Here is a 15,444-nt window from a genome sequence, read left to right on the forward strand (position 1 = left end):
AGGATGAAAGGCAACTGAAGATTCGGAACTAGAAGCTGTCGGCAGCGGGGAATTTTCAGTTCGGCACTTTCAAATTTTATGGTTCCAGAATTGCTTTTGCGGCTTGCCGACCTGAAATCGTTGCCCCTTCCATGCTATCGATGTAGTCTTGCTGGGTGTAACTGCCCGCAAGGAAGAAGTTAGAGATGGGAGTTTTTTGGGCTGGGCGATAAGGGTCCATACCGGGTGCTTCGCGGTAGAGCGATTGGGCTAGCTTGACGACACTATACCAGGTCATGTTTAGCTCGCGGGAGGAGGGGAAGAGGTCATGCACCTGTTTAAGGACGTGTTGGGCGATCGCTTCATTATTCTGCTTGATGAAGGGGTCACCCGGAGTTAATACCACCTGCAACAAGGAACCCTGACCTTCGCGGTAGTAATCTCCGGGGCTGGTCAGTGCCATATCTGCAAAGCAGGAAAAATCTGCGTCCGGCGTGTACAGCAAGTTGTCCATCCCAGCGGCATGGTCAAGCTGCTTGCGTTCAGCGTCGTTGTGCAGTTCTGTCACCCAGCCGTCAAAGCGAAGCTGCACTGTCGCGACTGGCACAGCATCTAATTTATAAATGTTGTCAAACTCAGACCACTGTCGCCACTCAGAAGGCAAAAGCCGTTGAATCCCAGGTACATCACAGGCGCAAACATATTTGTCGGCGGTGATTGTTTCCTGTTCTTCTCCTTTGGCAATAACCAAACCAGTCACTCGCGTCTGTGCGCCTTCTCCTTCAAATAAAATCTGTCGTACACTTCGGCGGGTATGGATTTTGGTGCCTCGTGCTTCTAAATAGTCAATGATGGGTTTGTGCAAATATTCGTAGGGTGACCCTTCCAGCATTCGCAAGATTGAGGCTTCCGTCTTGGCAGCAAAGAACTGGAAGATGGTCAGCATACAGCGAGCAGAAATGTTTTCGGTGTCGATGAAGCCCAGCGCATAGGCGATCGGATTCCACATGCGCTTGAGGCTGCCGTTAGAGCCACCGTGACTGCGAAACCAGTCGGCAAAACTGACTCTGTCGAGGTCACGAATGGTTTTCATTGCGCCATCAAAGTCAATCAAGCCGCGCACGAGGGGACTGGTACCGAGGGCGATCGCATTCTGAGCCTTGTCTTGAAGCGAAAGCTGGGAGGTCGTGAAAAATGCCTTTAACCCGTTGAACGGTGCCCCGGTGATGAAGCGAAAGTCTAACGCTCCGGTTTGCCCGCCCCGGTTTACAAAGGTATGGGTATGTTCTTTGAGGCGTAAGTTGGCGATCGCCCCTACCTTTTCCATCAGCGCAAACAGGTTGTAATAGCAGCCAAAGAAGACATGCAGCCCCATTTCAATATGGTTGCCGTCTGAGTCCACCCAGCTTCCGACTTTGCCGCCAACAAAGGGGCGTGATTCAAAAATTTCTACCTCATGCCCGGCATCTACTAAATCAATGGCAGTCGCCATGCCTGCCAGACCTGCTCCAACGATCGCAACTCGCATTCTGTTCATCTTTAAGATTCCTTTACATAGTGTAGTGGAAATGGGGATTAGGGATTAGGGCTTGGGAGGCGGGTCAGGAAAGAGGGGGTGCAGGTAGCGGGTTAGTAGGGTTTTGGTTTCGGACATGACTTGTTGGCGAAAGGCTTCGGTTTGGGTAAGGGAGAGAATTTGAAGTGACCCAGCAGTTTCGACGCTAATCAAGGCTACTAGTCTGATCTGTTCGGGGGAAAGGGTGGATTGCCTTGCAGCCAGAAACTTCTCCAGGTGTAGGGCAATTTCGGAGTCGAGCCGTTTGTCTAACTTCTGCAAGTCTGGTGATAGGCGCGTTTGAGCGAATACGACCTGATACCCTGGCTGAGTAATGTAAAACTGCTCGAAATCGTCAACTGCCTCGTTAATTACTTGAGTTAAGGGCAAATGCGACAGAGCGGGATCAAACGCTTCTGCCAAAACTTTTCGTAGCTGCTCAGCGTAGGATTCGGCTAGGGCGTAGAGAATGGCGGACTTGTCTGGGAAGAAGCGGTAAAGGGAGCCGATTGAGGTGCTAGCTCGGGTGGCGATCGCCTCCGTAGAGGCTTTCTCATAGCCCACTTCGGCAAAGACCTGCGCCGCTGCTTCTAAAATACGGTTAAACCGTTCCTGACTGCGAGTTTGCCGAGGTAAATGGCGCAAGGATTCGGAGCCAGGTGACGGCGGAGTGGTCATGCCAAAATTTTGTGCTCATAAAAATCGTGAGGATTTTTCACGTTCTCAGCATATCACAAACATGAGAAATCCTCACGATCTAATTCTCGCTCCTCTAGTTCTCAGCCAATCCCTTTACGGGTAAGCCTAAGAACTAGGGGAACGGTATTTCTACACGAAAAATTTATTCTGAAAGCTACCCAGGTTCAATTTTAATAAGCCAAACTAGGGGCGATCTATACCTATATTTTGGTGCTCACTTGTCACTATGAAGAAAAGCCAACCTGCACGTTACAGCACACCCGATCGCCAAGCTGCAACTCGCTCTCGGCAAAATATTACTGCGTTTGCTTATCTTGCCGGTGTATTTGTAGTGGGCGTAGTTGTGATTTTATTTGTTCAAGGGCGATTGGTAATTGGGGGCGTGCCCTCGGGCATCATTATGGAATTTTTACAGGATGACCTTGCTCGTTCGGCTTACTTCAGCGGCAACAGCACAGCACTCCACGATCGCTTGGATGAGATAGGCATCGAGGAAGCAATGAAAGATTATTACCGTCCCCAAATTTCCGATGAGGTGGTACTAGATCAACATATCCACCAAATTTTGTATGACCGCACGGGCTATGTCGGTGAAGACTATCAGGTCAATGGCGGAGTTTTGGTGTTAAAGGACGATTAGAGACACGTGGGCGCTAACCACACGCCAGCCCTCAGGAGTTCTGAGCCAGGTTTGGCTTTGTCGCCCAATTTTGTCGGAGCCTTGCCGTTGAAATTCAGTGTTTGCAGTTGCAAAGTCTCGTCCGTATGTGGTGATCACCGTGTTTTTTAAGGTGCGACTAAGATTAGCATCAGGGCGATTAGCGCGGAAGGTGGCGATCGCCTCATAACCATACAAATTCTCAGCTACACCATAGCGAATAGTGTGAGCGCTATTCCAAAACAACTCATCTAATACAGCTACATTATTGCTAACAAGAGCAGCTTCATAGCGTTGAAAGGCTGCCGTCACTTCTGCAACCACTTCAGGGAGATTGATTTGCATGAATCCTTAAGGGTGAAAGTGATGACTAAAATATCATCATTCCTGTTTATAGATAGAACTGTGTGAACCGATTTTGATTAGTCAGAATCGATTCACGCAGGAAGTGTTCTCAGAAAGTGTTCTAACGGTGCACAGTGCTCATGTCAGAGTAGCGATCGCCCGCTGCCACACCTTTTGGCGCAACTGCATCTATTCGCTTTAAATCATCAGCAGTGAGTGTAATCTCTGTAGCTCCGGCATTCTCTTCCAGATATTGCCGCCGTTTTGTGCCCGGAATGGGAACAATATCATCGCCTTGCGCCAGCAGCCATGCCAGGGCAAGCTGGCTGGGGGTGACACCTTTTTCCTGAGCGATCGCCTTCACCTGCTCCACCACTTGCAGATTTTTCTGGAAATTCTCGCCTTGAAAGCGAGGTGCTTGTCTGCGGTAATCATCTTCTGCCAGATCTTCAAGACGACTGATTTGCCCTGAGAGAAAACCGCGACCGAGCGGGCTGTAGGGCACAAAGCCTATACCTAACTCACGAATGGTTGGTAAGATCTCATCTTCAGGGTCACGGCTCCAAAGTGAGTATTCAGTTTGCAATGCGCTGATCGGATGCACTGTTTGAGCACGTCGAATTGTAGCTGGAGCGGCTTCAGAGAGTCCCAAATATCTCACTTTGCCTTGCTTCACCAGTTCTGCCATTGCGCCAACCGTATCTTCAATGGGAACCGTTGAGTCAACCCGGTGCTGATAATAAAGGTCAATCACATCTACGCCCAGTCGCTTTAATGAAGCATCACACGCCTGACGCACATACTCTGGCTTGCCGCTAATGCCTCCCCAACCACCGTCTTCAGTGCGAACATTACCAAACTTGGTTGCGAGGATAACCTGATCGCGGCGGTCTTGGAGAGCTCTACCCACAAGCTTTTCATTGGTGAACGGGCCATACATATCGGCAGTGTCAATGAAAGTGACACCCAGGTCAATCGCACGATGAAGAGTGGCGATCGCTTCTTCTTCATCGCGTCCGCTATAAAACTCTGACATGCCCATGCAGCCGAGTCCGAGTTCTGAAACAGTGAGTCCTTGATTACCTAATTTGCGAGTTTTCATTGTTATGTTCCTATTATTTTCCTAATCGTTATGTTCCTAACTGACTCAACAACTGACTCAATTAATTAGTGCAGTACCACTAGTCCAGTTAACGTTTCACTCAGTTGCCAAAGTTTAGTTTGAGCTTCGCAATCATAGGCTTGAGCGATCGCTTGCTCCATATCTTTCTGGTCAAAATATTTGCCTGTCATGCCTTCCAATTCTGGTGCAGTCGCAACGTAGACCACAGCATCTGCACCTGACTGTACGGTGCCCCAAGCTGAGTCAAACATCTCACGCACCATTTTGGTATCGAGACGTGATCCGGGATGTAGGCTATTGACTGTAACTTGTTCAGGCTTAAGCTGTTCAGCTAGATCAACAGTAAACATGATGAGTGCAAGTTTGCTCTGACAATAGGCTCGCATCGGGTCATACTGTCGCACCATCATGACATCATCAAAGTTGATAGGGCTTTGCCCTACAGAGGCAACATTGACAATTCGAGCAGGTGTTGTGCGGCGTAAACTGGGCAACAGCAAATGAGTCAGCAGGAAAGGGGCGAGATAATTCACTGCAAAGCGCAACTCATGACTATCCTAGCTTAATTCACGAGTGATATCTGTGCGTTTACCTGCACCTATTCCAGCGTTGTTGATGAGAACATCTAGCTGCTCATGATCAGACTGTACTGCTTCTGATAGCTGTCTCACTTCGGCAAGGGAGGACAAATCTGCCGCGTAATATTTCAGTTTGTTGTTTCCTGTTGCCGACTGAATCTCATGAAGTACAGATTCTGCCCGTTCTTGGTTGCGCCCGTGAAGCAGAACAGTTGCACCCATTTGGGCTAAATCATGAGCGGTTTGTTTACCAATGCCATCCGTTGCTCCAGTAATCAGAATTGTTTGATCGGCGATCGCCTTCATCTTTTATCCTCTTCTACAAACGTATTCAGCATATTCAGGCGTTAGGTAGTTCGCTGTTTCAATGGTGAATCCAGCATCAGTCAACATACGTTCAAGAATCCAGCCAAAGGTGGTGTATTCTTCACGAACGTGAGTGGCAAAATCTTGAGCAGTCCAACCTTCACCTGGAGGCTTTGCAACACGTTGAATCCAAGCATCAATGTGGATTTGATATTCCGCTGGATGAAATGAAAACACAGTGTCCCACAGATAAAAGGTGCCATTCTGTTTGAGCATGTTAGCCATGCGGAGAAATGCCACCATCTTCCAAAAATCTGGCAAGTGGTGTAAAGCGGCTTGGGTGACGATGACATCTACTGGAGCAGCGTGTTCGTAAGTTAAAAACCCACCATGATGAAATTCGATGCGGCTCAAAACGTTTGCCAGTTGTGCTTTTTGTCGAGCGAAGGTGAGCATTGAATGAGAAACATCAATTGCATAAACATGGGCACCTGCGACGCCGCTTGAATTGCAAAAGTCCCCGTTCCACAACCAAAGTCAATTACAGTTTGCCCTGTTGAAATGCCTAACTGCGTGACTAACTGTTGTTCCTCCTCCACACTTGAAGAAGTTTGATTGCGGTCATAGGTTGCAACTTGAGTCATATCCTCAAAGTCAGTACCGGCCTGCTGTATGTCGTTGTAATACCAAGCGGGATGGTCTGTCATGGGAATTTATTGAGTGAATTAACGTTCTTGCTCTGTAGGACGAATCAAGATCTCATTTACGTTAACGTGGGGTGGTTGCGTTACGGCATAGGCGATCGCCGCTGCAATATCCTCACTTTCTAGGGTTCTCACTGAACCGTAAAACTGGCGTGCCCGCTCCTTTGCGCTCGGATTAGTAATATGTTGTGGTAGTTCCGTTGCCACCAGTCCAGGTTCAATGATTGTGACCCGAATGTTGTTCTGATAAACTTCCTTTCGCAATGATTCTGAAAATGCTCCAACCGCCCATTTGGTAGCGTTATAGACACCCGTCCCGGCATTGGCAAATCGACCTGCTACGGATGAGATATTTACAATATGTCCTGCCCCCTGCGCTTTCATGATTGGCAAAACAGCATGAGTGGCATACATCAACCCCAGCACATTGATGTTGATCATGCGTCGCCAGTCTTCGGTGTTTGCTCCATCAATCATGCCTAGCAGCATTACCCCTGCATTGTTAACGAGGATATCAACCCTGCCATATTCGGCATGAATTTTTTGCACCATTGCTTTCACCTGTGCTTCGTCTGATACATCTGCGGTGATGGATAAAACTTCTCCACCCTGGTCAAGAATACGCTTCGCTAAAGCTTCCAGGCGATCGCTTCGTCGGGCGGCGATCGCCACCGTTGCTCCCACATCGGCTAATGCCAGTGCCGTTGCCTCACCAATTCCCGAAGAAGCACCAGTCACGATCGCAACTTTACCCGCTAGTTTGTCGGACATCTATTTCTCCTAATGGCTCTATTAATGAATGGGTAACCAAGTTAATGGCTTGTGAACAGCTAGTTGTGAGGTTCCTCTTTATCCCGTTCAGCAAATACTTCTCCCGCTGCAGCAATCCCACTTAGAGCAGCAGGAAATCCGGCGTACACTGCCATTTGCATCAGCACTTCAATCACTTCTTCGCGGCTGCATCCTACATTCAAAGCGCCATGAATGTGAACTTTGAGTTGAGGATGGGCATTGCCTAGCGCAGCCAGAGCAGCGATCGCAGCAATTTCTCTGGACTTCAAATCTAATCCCGGACGGGAGTAAATATCCCCAAACGGAAACTCAATAATGTAACGCCCTAGATCGGGAGCAATCTGCTGCAAGCTCTCAATCACGCAATCGCCTGCTGTCCCATCTATCTCTTTGAGCTTACTTAAACCTCGCTCAAATCGACTAGCTTCTGATGACGGTTGAGGTGATTGCTGAGACAACTGTTGAAAAGACACCATAGCTGGATACCCCAATAAAGTGTTCACCCTTTCACAAGCACTGAAAAGCTCGCGATTTATCTCTTTGCCGTTCTACAACGCTTACGTTAACGTCATACTTTGGGTACAAGACAAACCCTGAAAAATTCAACAGGAAAAGTTCGGCGAAAAGACTTCTCTACGTCAAGTTAGACTAACAGGTGAAAAACCTACTGACTCTCACTATGCTCATCGATCCATTTTTGGATACGAGTGATGTTGGTCTGTAGCTCAGAGCGAAAACGGGTCAAGCCTTCCATCTTTTCATCCGTTTCCCGCAGATGGGCATTGAGAATTTCCACAATCTTGCGTTTGCCGCTCAGCCGAGTAGGATCTTCAAAGTAAAGTGGAATCACTGTACTGATTTCTTCCAGGCTCAGCCCCAAACCCTTGAGGTTGTGAATCGTTTGCAGTCGAGATAGCTCAGCTTCGGTGTAATATCGAAACCCCGTCCCTTCGCGCTCACTTGGCCCAAGTAACCCCAGGCTTTCGTAATAGCGAATCGTGCGAGGCGTAACGCCAGCCCGTTCTGCAAGTTCTCCTATCCGCATCTTTTCGTTCACGATTTATTTGTATCACAACCTTGACGTTAACGTCAACTTGCTGTCAGGATTGAATCCTATAGGGGTGCGATCGCTCAAGCAGCCAACCTAAGCAAATTTTATGTTTTAGCATTGCTAGGATAATGAACATACCTGCTCTCAGGAGGCATGGCTACGATGACCATCGCATCCCAAAAAATGACGCTTGAGGAATACCTCAACTACGACGATGGTACGGACACTCAGTATGAACTAGAGGATGGGGAACTAGTTGTAATGCCGCCAGAGAGCGATTTGAATCGACGAATTGCATCCTTGTTATTTGCTTTTTTCCTACAACAAAACATTCCTCCCTATCGGTTAAGGATTGGAACCGAGATTGTAGTTAGCGGTTCAAGAGCAACAACCCGTTTCCCCGATCTGATGATGCTGTCAGAAGAGTTAGCAGCAGCATTGGAGGACGCACGCCGATCGACTGTAATGCCCGATATGCCTCCCCCGACGTTAGTTGTCGAGGTAGTGAGTCCGGGACAGGGAAATCGAGACTACCGCTACAAGCGATCGGAGTATGCAGCACGAGGTATTTCAGAATATTGGATTGTTGACCCAGCGCAGCAACGAGTCACAATTTTGGAATGGGTAGAAGGGCTGTACGAAGAGAAGGTGTATGAAGGAAATGTTCCGATCGCCTCTCCTCTTCTGGGAACCTTGGAACTTACTGCTGCACAGGTTCTTCAAGGACGTTAAATTTGCGATCGCGATCGCTCCGCTTCATTTGGGAATACTGAGTGTGTTAAGGCATAGTAAATCTCCTGATAGTGTAGAGAACCCGGCACGTCCGGGTTTTTCATTGGAATGTAAGCTCGGCTAATCGCACCATTTAACTGCAGGTGAAGGATTACTGCCAGTCTGATTGTTTCGACTTCCCGCTCCTTAGAATAAGAAAAACCCCTTTGTATAGGGAGGAAGCTGGGATGAGTGTAGCGATCTCCAGATGGACCCTAGACGAGTACCACCGCATGATTGAGGTCGGACTTCTGGAGCACCGACAGGTAGAGTTATTAAACGGAGAAATCGTTGAAATGTCGATTATCAGTCGGAACGTGTGCTAACGGCTGGAACAATTAACCCGTTAACGTTTCTAGAAGTTGAAATTTCAGTCCAGCAGTTGTTAGAGGGATGACCTTTTTGGTATCAGGATCCCTTTTGGTTTTGCGATCGCAACCGTCCCACCAGAAAGTCCCGTTCCTTCAAATGTTTGGTTTTGCGACCACTCACTCGCTTACGCCACATCCTGAAACTTGACGCTTTCATCTTTTGCCGCATCAGTGCAATCACTTCTTTTTCTGATAGCCCAAACTGGTATTCGATCGCCTCAAATGGGGTGCGGTCTTCCCATGCCATCTCAATAATGCGATCAATCGTTTCAGAATCAAGACTGGGAAAATCCATATCAGTATCAACAGATGTTTGTATCTCTAGATTTAGCCTAACGCGGTTTAGATGGCGATCGCATTTACACTTTGTCTACTAAACAATCAAAAACTACCCCAATTCTTACAAAGCAATTTTTTGATTCTAGGTATATAAATTTACTTCATACTGAAAAACCGTAATTCCTCGCATAGCAAACTGAATCTATTAAAAGTAGAACTGAAGAACGTTTAGAGGACATTTTCATGAAAAAGCTACTTTTAATTGGCGGAATTGCTCTGTATAGTTTAACTCTAAGCCTACCCACCATGGCTCAAGATGTAGAAGTGTATGAGCATGAAGACGGAAGCGTAACAGCTGTAGATAGTGACGGTAATGCAGCTCATGTTGATGCAGAGGGTAGTACCACTGCTGTAGATGGCGAGGGGAATGTGGTTCACGAAGACGTAGACGGTAGCACCACCGTAATTGACAGCGAAGGTAACGCTGTCTATGTAGATGAAGAAGGCAACGCCGTTTACATGGACGAAGAAGGCAACTCGACAGTCTTTGTAGAAGAGTAATACCGTTTCTGCAAAAACAAGTTAAAGAAGGAAGGGCACCCCGCTTCATGGAGTGCCCTTCCTTCTTTAGCTCTAATTTTTGGAAGTGGTATGAGACAAAATCTCTAAATAGGCTTTCACGGTATCCGATAACCCCATCTCTAAAGCCTCTGCCATCAGCGCATGACCAATTGATACTTCTAACACATTGGGCACAAGTTCACAGAACTTGCCCAGATTCTCTAGGTTCAAATCATGTCCTGCATTAATGCCCAACCCAGCTTCTAGAGCGGCTTTAGCTGCATCGATGTATTTGGGCAGGATTGCATCTGCTTGCCCCTCTCGAAAGGCAGTGGCATACGGTTCGGTGTACAGTTCAACCCGATCAGCCCCAATTTTTTTAGCTTGCGCCATGGGTGCAGGGTCAGCATCCATGAACAAGCTGACGCGAATGTTATTGTCTTTCAATTGCTGAATGATAGGAATGAGGCGATCGCTATCTCGCGTTAGATCCCAACCATGATCCGACGTTGCCTGATCGGGTGAATCGGGCACGAGCGTACACTGATCTGGCTTAACGCGACGGACAATATCCATGAAGGGCGGTTCCAGCGGATTCCCTTCAATGTTGTATTCCGCCTGCGGATAGTGCTGGCTTAACAGTTCCGATAAATCATCCACATCCGAAGGACGAATATGGCGCTGGTCAGGACGGGGGTGCACCGTAACGCCATAGGCACCTGCATCCAACACAATTCTCGCCGCTTTCACAACGCTGGGAATACCAATGTTTCGTGAGTTTCGCAGTAGGGCAACTCGATTGAGGTTAACGCTGAGATCGGTCATGGATGTCCGCAAAGGTATTTTTTTTCATCATCATAGTTTTTTCAACTTTACTCAATCTTGTAGGAACGGGGAAGCGCCCCCAGTGGGGGCGCTTCCCCGTTTCATTTTTGACCATTCATCTCAGACGGTGGTTGAGGTTTTAGCAAGCTGATGTAGAGATATAATCCGAGTCCAATCAGGGTGACGCTACCAAATAGAAAAACTTGAAATGCGGTCGCTGCGGCAATTCCCTGGGCGGGTTCATAACCAAACAAGTTTAGCGTGAACGCATAAGCATACTGATAGGTGCCAACGTAACCCGGAGCCGAGGGAATTAGCGTACTCAGGCTGGTTACACCCAGGATGGTTAGAATTTGCTGCCACGCTAGCGAAACCTGAACGGACCTCAAGATTGACCACAATGCTAGCCCTTCTAATAGCCAAATCACTAGGGAGAGGCTGATTGCTTTGCTAAAGCTGGAGGTACGGCGAACGCTTAAGCCTTTGCGAAAGCTTTGAACGCGGCTGGTGATGGCAGGTGGGAATCGGGTTAGCCATTTCACTCCATAACCTCTGCCCAACAGCCAAAGCAAAAGGAAAATACTGCAAAAGGTCAACATACCTGTAATTGACAGGGTGTTAAGCAGAACAGGCTGGTTGGGAATGAAGGCTCGGCCTAAAATCAGGCAGGAGACAACGACTAACCCATCTAGCACGCGCTCCAAGAGAATGGAGGCAGCGATCGCTGATCGAGAAACCCGATGTCGCCTTCCAACAAAATCCGCCCGAAAAATTTCGCCTAATCGAGCAGGCAAAAGGTTGTTAGCGGCATAGCCAATCAGCAAGGCTGTTCCCACCTTGCGAAAGGAAAATGCCTTAACGTCTTGAAGGAGAGTTTGCCAGCGAACTATTCTCACAACCATGCTAATGCTGTAGCAGCCTAAAGCCACCATCAGCCACCCCTCGTGTGACTGGGAGAGAATCCTGCTAACTTCGGTTAAACTCGTCTGACGGAGGGCTAGCCACAAAAAGAGCGCTCCAAACAGAAGCCCCAATGTGCCCCGCACCCAGGTGCGCCAGTGTTTTTTGGTTGAGAAGGATTGCATTCTCACGCGAACCACAAAAATCCATTCTCAAAACCCTACCTTGCTGAGATGCAGGAAGTCTACTAATCACTCAGTTGATCTGCTCAAACGTGAATTTAGTATGGCGCTGTCGAACTGACTTGACCAAGCATCTGGCTACTTCAAATAAAAACAAATTTGAGTGTCACTACAAAGGCAAATGCCAGGAGAACTCCCCACAGTAAAAATAGAAAAATAGAGAGGGGGTATACCACATCGTCTTCTGCCTGCTGGCTGTAGGTAAACGGCAGAAATGCAAGGTGATTTAGATGTTCGAGATATTGTTCCTTATCTGGATGCTGAGTAGTGCAGGCTTTAGAGAAGGAGCCCTCCACTAAACAGACCAGGTTGCTGATTCGCTGAGCCAGACGAAATTCTAGACGAGAACCGGGCATTCCCACGTTCGTCTGATAAATCTCCAAATTCATGGGCATGGCAACTGAAGCTAGTTGAACCATGATGGCGATCGCCACCACAGTTTTCAGTAACCAGGCTTTCCAGGCTTTAGCCTGTCTCAACATTTGGATCAGAACTGCCACTAGCGGAATCAAAAGCAAGTGTACCGACGTGACGTGATATCTAGCAGCCCAGGCTGAGTCCCCGTGCCAGAAGACAAATCGGCTATAGGCTACCAGGTGCAAACCCAGATTGACGGTCACAGTAACTAGATACCACTGAATGTAAGGAGTCAGCTTCTTCCAAAACACCACTGCCAAAACCAAACAGGGCAGCAGCAGCGGGTCGTAGATAAAGATGCTTTTTGACAGGGAAATCAGGGGCCCGAGAATGCCGACATGCGGATCATTAATCAGTGGGTATCCGTCAGGCAAATCGGGTAGTCCGTTCCAGGCGGGGTCGGTCGTCAGTTGCTGTTGCTCAATGCTCTTGCCCGTAGCAAATAGGCTGCCATAGCGGAAGTAGTCCATGATGCGACCTAGCAGCACAAAGGGAATAAAGCCTGCCACCCACAGCCCTAACCCACGCAGCACTTTGGTAAAGTCACGTCGCCTGTAAGCCAAACATCCGGCAAGAAACAGAGCTACAGTTAACCCGTGAATGATGCTGGTAATGCGGATGAGAACTGTGCCGCCCAGAGCCAAACCACTGAGAAAGGCGAGCAGAGGGCGATCGCGCAAAACATAAGACAGAGCCGCGCCATACCCCAACGTCACCAGCAATAACACCTGATTGTTGTGCTGATGCACCTGAGCATAGTGCAATATCGTGGTACCTAGAAACCAGGCGATCGCAGCCAAAGCCGCTGTGCGTTGCTTAAAGCCAAACAGTTTGATCAGCCAGTAGCAGGCAGCAACAGCAGCGACGTTCAGAGGCACAAAAATCAGGAAATTGACCGCCCAATCTCGCATCGTCTTCTGATCGACGATGGGCAACAAATGGTGTAACTGCGTTCCCACCCAATCACCGGGCAACATCAGGATGGATTGCCCTTCCTCATAAGCGATATACCGCTTGCCATCAACCCCCATGACCCCAAACCGGATGTCACCCCGCACACTAGGCGTATCGTCTGGAGATACTTGAATCTCCTCCGTACCCGTCCACCAGGCATGAGCCATCTGAAGCCGCAGGTCGGTGTCCAAGGTGCCGAGAGTGCCGGAATTAACCACCGCCGTCCACAGCAAAGCGATCAAAAGAATGCTGCTAATTGTTTCTTTGAGAAATTTCATGAAATGGTGCCCCCAATCGTGAGAACTGTTCATGCTTTATGGAGAAATGCCAGGTAGGAATCTTGCATCCCTAGCTAACTTCCGTATCGTTTAACAGGTTTATTAATTGACAGATAAGTATAGATTCCCAGCCCCACCAGCGTGACCAAACCAAACAAAAACACCTGAAAGGCGGTTGCCGCTGCAATTCCCTGAGCCGGATCGTAGCCAAATAGCCCCAGAGTAAAGGAATAGGAATATTGATAGGTGCCGACAAACCCAGGAGCCGAGGGAATCAGCGTACTCAGGCTCGTCACTCCAATCATCAAAAGCATTGCCTGCCATCCCAAGGAGACATTGACCGACTTCAGCACGCACCATAGCGTGATTCCTTCTAGCAACCACACCAGGAGCGATAGCCGGACTGCTCGCCCAAAGCTAGAGCCTGGTCGAACGCTTAATCCCTGACGGAAACTTTGGAGCCGAGTAGCGATCGCCGACGGCAAGGGCAACCGCCCCACTCCTTCACCGCGTCCCACCACCCAAATCACGGCAAAAATGCCGCCAAAGAGCAGTCCCCCTGCGATCGTCAGCGTATCTAGCAAGACTACCGATTGAGCAAACAGGACTCTTCCCAGTAGCATACACAGCACTACGACCAGCCCATCTAGAACGCGCTCAACCAGGATGGAGCCAGCGATCGCCGTTCGCGACAGTTGATAGCGTCGTCCTACAAAGTTGGCTCGAAAGATTTCTCCCAGCCGAGCCGGAAAGATATTGTTTGCTGCATACCCAACTAGAAGGGCAATTCCCACAGCGGCAAACGGCAGGACTTTTACCTCACGTAGGAGCGATCGCCACCGCATAATTCTCACGACCATATTCATCGCGTAGAAGGTCACGGCAGCGATTAACCAATTCCCATGTGACTGAGCAAAAACGGTCGCCACTTTTTCCAGGCTGGTTTGGCGAAACGCTAACCACAGAAAAACAGCTCCAAACAAGAGTCCTACGACCCCCCGAATCCAGCTACGCCACTGTTGGACTTGTTGCTTAGCCATGATGAAACTGTTCCAAAATCTGTCTCGCCTGAATCAGCGGGTAAGCGAGATAAACCATCCGCTTGGCTTCACGACGACCCCGTGCTACCGAGTCAAGAATTAACCCACAGGTCAAGCTCAGAAATGCCAGCAGCATAATCGAAGCCGCCAAAATCGCGGTCGGGAAGCGAGGCACCAGCCCAGTTTCCAGGAATGTTTTGACAATGGGAATAGCCAGGATTAAAGACAGGACTGCTAGTCCCAGAAAGATCAGCGTAAAAAATAGAAAGGGGTGGACCTCTTTAAACAACAGCAACGCCGTGCCCAAAATTCGCCACCCGTCGGTAAAGGTCTTAAGTTTGCTGGTCGAACCTGGAGGACGAGAGCCATAGCGAGTCGGCACTTCAGCAAACGGCATTTTCAATTCCAGGGCATGAATCGTAAATTCTGTTTCAATCTCAAACCCACTCGATAAAGCCGGGAACGACTTAACGTAGCGTCTGGAAAAGACTCGATAGCCAGACAGCATATCGGTAAACTTTGCCCCAAATAGCATTCGCACGAAAGAGGTCAAAAACAGATTGCCACCCCGGTGTCCGCGCCGGTAAGCCGCTACATCTTCAGGCGCAATCCGACGCGCCCCAACAACCATATCCAGGTTTTCGGTCAGCAATCGATCCACCAAATGCCTTATCGCTGCCGCCTCATAGGTATTGTCTCCGTCAGCAATCACGTAAATATCGGCATCAATATCCGCAAACATGCGGCGAACCACATTGCCCTTACCCGGCTGTGGCTCATAGCGGACAAAGGCTCCTGCTTTTGAGGCTTGCTCTGCCGTATCGTCGGTTGAACGATTGTCGTACACATAAACCTCAGATTCGGGCAGGGCTGCCTGAAATTCTGAAACGACGCGAGCAATGGTCAGGGTTTCGTTTCGACAGGGTAATAAAACAGCGATTCTGTAGCCTTTTAGCGAAGACGTTTGGGCTTCAGCAATTTGGTCTAGCATGGCTTTGAATTCCTTCAGGTGAAAG

General features: G+C 48.7%; 18 protein-coding genes and 1 pseudogene. 3 read left to right on the top strand and 16 right to left on the bottom strand.

Annotated features, from left to right (window positions below; translation table 11 throughout):
• Positions 1-76: 76 nt before the first annotated feature.
• Together zds and H6F93_RS25535 are read right to left on the bottom strand one after the other, a co-directional pair.
• Positions 77-1,516 (bottom strand): 9,9'-di-cis-zeta-carotene desaturase, encoded by a 1,440-nt coding sequence (zds, locus tag H6F93_RS25530; protein WP_524538014.1) that lies wholly within the window; start codon positions 1,514-1,516, stop codon positions 77-79.
• Positions 1,517-1,561: 45 nt separating this feature from the next.
• Positions 1,562-2,212 carry a TetR/AcrR family transcriptional regulator gene (locus H6F93_RS25535; RefSeq protein WP_190687060.1) on the bottom strand — a complete coding sequence of 217 codons (651 nt, stop codon included), beginning with the start codon at positions 2,210-2,212 and terminating at the stop codon, positions 1,562-1,564.
• Between the two features lie 247 nt (positions 2,213-2,459).
• Here H6F93_RS25535 and H6F93_RS25540 point away from each other — a divergent pair, with 247 nt between their 5' ends.
• Positions 2,460-2,873, top strand: a complete 414-nt coding sequence (locus tag H6F93_RS25540; RefSeq protein ID WP_190644179.1) for a hypothetical protein — start codon at positions 2,460-2,462, stop codon at positions 2,871-2,873.
• On the opposite strand, the gene hpxZ is transcribed toward H6F93_RS25540, so the two are convergent.
• The 8 genes and pseudogenes from hpxZ to H6F93_RS25575 all read right to left on the bottom strand — a co-directional run bounded on the left by hpxZ (position 2,859) and on the right by H6F93_RS25575 (position 7,796).
• Positions 2,859-3,236 (bottom strand): oxalurate catabolism protein HpxZ, encoded by a 378-nt coding sequence (hpxZ, locus tag H6F93_RS25545; RefSeq protein ID WP_190687063.1) that lies wholly within the window; start codon positions 3,234-3,236, stop codon positions 2,859-2,861. The two genes, H6F93_RS25540 and hpxZ, sit on opposite strands and share 15 nt — an antisense overlap.
• 121 nt (positions 3,237-3,357) lie before the next feature.
• Positions 3,358-4,338 carry an aldo/keto reductase gene (locus H6F93_RS25550; RefSeq protein ID WP_190687066.1) on the bottom strand — a complete coding sequence of 327 codons (981 nt, stop codon included), beginning with the start codon at positions 4,336-4,338 and terminating at the stop codon, positions 3,358-3,360.
• 65 nt (positions 4,339-4,403) lie between these two features.
• Positions 4,404-5,243, bottom strand: a pseudogene (locus H6F93_RS34250) (SDR family NAD(P)-dependent oxidoreductase).
• A gap of 3 nt (positions 5,244-5,246) precedes the next feature.
• The gene (locus H6F93_RS33525; RefSeq protein ID WP_199314042.1) at positions 5,247-5,699 is read right to left on the bottom strand and encodes a class I SAM-dependent methyltransferase; all 453 of its coding nucleotides are present in this window, start codon (positions 5,697-5,699) and stop codon (positions 5,247-5,249) included.
• Complete coding sequence (locus H6F93_RS33530) at positions 5,654-5,950, bottom strand: class I SAM-dependent methyltransferase (RefSeq protein ID WP_199314043.1); 297 nt, start codon at positions 5,948-5,950, stop codon at positions 5,654-5,656. Before H6F93_RS33530 ends, H6F93_RS33525 begins: the two co-directional genes overlap by 46 nt.
• An 18-nt stretch (positions 5,951-5,968) precedes the next feature.
• A complete protein-coding gene (locus H6F93_RS25565) occupies positions 5,969-6,718 on the bottom strand; it encodes an SDR family NAD(P)-dependent oxidoreductase (RefSeq protein WP_190687069.1) in 750 nt (249 codons plus the stop codon).
• A gap of 59 nt (positions 6,719-6,777) precedes the next feature.
• A complete protein-coding gene (locus tag H6F93_RS25570; protein WP_190687073.1) occupies positions 6,778-7,215 on the bottom strand; it encodes a carboxymuconolactone decarboxylase family protein in 438 nt (145 codons plus the stop codon).
• Positions 7,216-7,403: 188 nt separating this feature from the next.
• Positions 7,404-7,796 carry a MerR family transcriptional regulator gene (locus tag H6F93_RS25575; RefSeq protein WP_524538015.1) on the bottom strand — a complete coding sequence of 131 codons (393 nt, stop codon included), beginning with the start codon at positions 7,794-7,796 and terminating at the stop codon, positions 7,404-7,406.
• 147 nt (positions 7,797-7,943) lie between these two features.
• Here H6F93_RS25575 and H6F93_RS25580 point away from each other — a divergent pair, with 147 nt between their 5' ends.
• Positions 7,944-8,522, top strand: coding sequence for a Uma2 family endonuclease (locus tag H6F93_RS25580; protein ID WP_524538016.1), 579 nt, complete (start codon positions 7,944-7,946; stop codon positions 8,520-8,522).
• 447 nt (positions 8,523-8,969) lie between these two features.
• Here the strand turns inward: H6F93_RS25580 and H6F93_RS25585 are convergent, their stop codons facing one another.
• Positions 8,970-9,227 carry a TIGR03643 family protein gene (locus tag H6F93_RS25585; RefSeq protein ID WP_190644172.1) on the bottom strand — a complete coding sequence of 86 codons (258 nt, stop codon included), beginning with the start codon at positions 9,225-9,227 and terminating at the stop codon, positions 8,970-8,972.
• Positions 9,228-9,454: 227 nt separating this feature from the next.
• Here H6F93_RS25585 and H6F93_RS25590 point away from each other — a divergent pair, with 227 nt between their 5' ends.
• Positions 9,455-9,772, top strand: a complete 318-nt coding sequence (locus tag H6F93_RS25590; RefSeq protein ID WP_190687076.1) for a hypothetical protein — start codon at positions 9,455-9,457, stop codon at positions 9,770-9,772.
• 72 nt (positions 9,773-9,844) lie between these two features.
• Here the strand turns inward: H6F93_RS25590 and H6F93_RS25595 are convergent, their stop codons facing one another.
• The 5 genes from H6F93_RS25595 to H6F93_RS25615 all read right to left on the bottom strand — a co-directional run bounded on the left by H6F93_RS25595 (position 9,845) and on the right by H6F93_RS25615 (position 15,419).
• Positions 9,845-10,597 (bottom strand): pyridoxine 5'-phosphate synthase, encoded by a 753-nt coding sequence (locus tag H6F93_RS25595; RefSeq protein WP_190687079.1) that lies wholly within the window; start codon positions 10,595-10,597, stop codon positions 9,845-9,847.
• Positions 10,598-10,698: 101 nt separating this feature from the next.
• On the bottom strand, positions 10,699-11,682 hold the full coding sequence (locus H6F93_RS25600) for a lysylphosphatidylglycerol synthase transmembrane domain-containing protein (protein WP_190687082.1): 984 nt from the start codon (positions 11,680-11,682) through the stop codon (positions 10,699-10,701).
• A gap of 140 nt (positions 11,683-11,822) precedes the next feature.
• The gene (locus H6F93_RS25605; RefSeq protein ID WP_190687085.1) at positions 11,823-13,388 is read right to left on the bottom strand and encodes a glycosyltransferase family protein; all 1,566 of its coding nucleotides are present in this window, start codon (positions 13,386-13,388) and stop codon (positions 11,823-11,825) included.
• A gap of 74 nt (positions 13,389-13,462) precedes the next feature.
• A complete protein-coding gene (locus tag H6F93_RS25610) occupies positions 13,463-14,428 on the bottom strand; it encodes a lysylphosphatidylglycerol synthase transmembrane domain-containing protein (protein WP_190687088.1) in 966 nt (321 codons plus the stop codon).
• Positions 14,421-15,419, bottom strand: a complete 999-nt coding sequence (locus tag H6F93_RS25615; protein ID WP_190687091.1) for a glycosyltransferase family 2 protein — start codon at positions 15,417-15,419, stop codon at positions 14,421-14,423. Before H6F93_RS25615 ends, H6F93_RS25610 begins: the two co-directional genes overlap by 8 nt.
• Between the last annotated feature and the right edge of the window lie 25 nt (positions 15,420-15,444).

Origin of the sequence: Leptolyngbya sp. FACHB-671, from assembly GCF_014695745.1 — a bacterium.
Lineage (GTDB): Bacteria > Cyanobacteriota > Cyanobacteriia > Elainellales > Elainellaceae > JAAUTN01.